Origin of the sequence: Mesorhizobium sp. M2A.F.Ca.ET.037.01.1.1, from assembly GCF_003998075.1 — a bacterium.
Lineage (GTDB): Bacteria > Pseudomonadota > Alphaproteobacteria > Rhizobiales > Rhizobiaceae > Mesorhizobium.
Genome location: NZ_RZSA01001041.1, coordinates 1 through 2184 on the forward strand (window position 1 = coordinate 1; position 2184 = coordinate 2184).

At 64.1% G+C, this 2184-nt stretch carries 1 protein-coding gene; it reads right to left on the minus strand.

Annotated elements, in window-relative coordinates; all coding sequences use genetic code 11:
- Positions 1–552: 552 nt before the first annotated feature.
- Positions 553–2184: ParB N-terminal domain-containing protein (locus tag EOA27_RS33120; protein WP_127258368.1), on the minus strand; the 1632-nt coding region annotated here is incomplete at its 5' end.

Here is a 2184-nt window from a genome sequence, read left to right on the forward strand (position 1 = left end):
ATCCGATCGCGGTCATTTGAAGTCTCCTTTTGGTGCTCGCCGGGGACCATTCCCCTGCGATGGCGGACCGTGATTGGCGCGTCCGGCCCGCCCGAACCTTGCAGGCCGAAGCGTCAGCGGAGGACCCGAGCGGACGGCTTTTTTGGAGCGAAGCGGGCGCGAGGAGCCGCCAAAGGCGGCGGGGAAAAAGCTGTCGGCCGAGGGTTTCGGGCGGGCCGGATCCGCCCATAGGTCGACAAGCCAGCCGCAGGGGAATGGTCCCCGGCGACAAGCAAAGAGAAACGCCTGGGTGACGCGGTCGCCAAGCCAAGCAAGAGTCGAGACGGCGACAGGATCGCGGACGCTCCGTGCCGTGCCAGCACCATCGTGCCCAGGCGACAGAGCACCAGATTGCTCTCAGCGGGCGGGTGGTCGCTTGCAGGACAATGGGAAGTGCGTGACGGAAACCGGAGCTGTGTCGCTCGGCCACGGAAGGCTTTGGAGTTATCGATGCGGCCCGGCATGCGGACGAGCGGCGACGTCACAAACGTCGCCGCTGCCATCCAGAAACGATCATTCAGACACGAACAGGCGCTGGATCTTCGCCCATTGATCTGCGGTGCGGAAGCCGCCACGGTTCGTGTAGCTCGCCACCGGAAAAGCCATCCAGCGCGGCAACCAGCCGTCAGTCTTCGGCCGGCCATTTTCGCCGGAGAGGAAATCGCGGACGATCTTCTTTTGCGTCTTCACCTTCTCCGATGCGTTGCCCTCCGCGACGTGTTTTCCGCCGACATCGGCAAGCATTTGATTGGCGACCTCCCTGTCGCGCAACAGGTCGAAGAAGGCGTCGTCCGTTTGCCAATAGGCGCGCATATCGAGGCCAAGATGATTGCCGAGCGCCTCGACAATGGCGCTGCCGGCGGCAAGCGTCTCCGCCATGACGAGCGCCAGAATGCGCAGGACGTCGTCATCGGACAGCGTCAGCAGGCAGGAGAAGACGCTCGACAGCGCGAAGTCGTCGCCGTTGCCACCAGCGACCGGACCATCGTCGTCGATGGTGCCGAGCAGCGCCAAAACCTCGCGGCGCTTCCCGCCAAAGACGGCCTCGGACTTGCAGGCGGCGACGCTCGCGGCGACAGCCTCGTTGGCCGCGCGCTGCGGATCGGGGCGAACCTGCCACAGGCTCGAACCGACGATGACATGCGCCACCATCAGGCGCAGCGCCGTGCCCGGATGGTCGAGCAAAGCGGTACGCACGGCCGCGTGTCGATGCAGATCGACATAGTTCTGCATCGGGCCGCTCAGTTCGGGCCGCGACGGGTTGGCGGGCTGTTTGCCCCCCTCGCCGGTCTCGCCATTCGAGCGAGCGCGGCGCGCCTCCTTGCGCGACAGGTAGCCCTCATGCGCCTCGACCTCGCCGCGCTGCGAGACGGTGATGAGGACCTTGCCGCCCTTCTTCTTCGGGGTCTTTTCGTAGTCCCACGAATGAAAATATTGGCCGGGTTCCAGCACCACCACCTCAGCCCAACCGGCCTCAAGATAGGCGTTACGCTTGGCAGCAATGGCCTCGTTCTGCTTCTGCCAGAACAGGTCGGCATCGGCGAAAAAACTGTCCTCGCCGAACAGGTCCGCGACGATCAGGCCGCCATAGGCCTCGATGGCGAAGATAGCCACCTTGGTCGATATCGACTGGCCGCCGAACAACCATTGCTTCAACTGCCAGCCTCGCGGCGCATGCTGATCGGGATCGGAAAACAGCGCCAGCCAATCCTTCTGCTGCGCCCTGGAAGCCATGGTTAGATGGCGCACGGTCTCGGTGTCGATTTCCTCGCGGCGATAGGCTTCGCGTATCTTCGGCAGAAGATCGCCTAGCGCCAGAATGCGCTTCACCAGTTGCTCGGTGAGGCCGAAGGTGGCGGCGATATCGGCAATGGTGCGACCTTCCTTGATGAGCCGCGTAAAGGTCTCCCACTGCGAAACCTCGTCGGGATCGAGGCGGGCTATATTCTCGATCAAAGAGGCTTCGAGCGCATCGGCGTCGTCGCCGTCTTCCATAATGGCGCAGGGCAACGGTTCGGCCTCGCCGCGTTCGTCGGCGATGGTCTTAGCCGCGAAATAGCGCCGCCGTCCGGCGACGATTTCGAAGCTGTCGGGCGATCCGTTGGGCCGCACCAGAAGCGGCACCAACACGCCACGCGCCCGCAC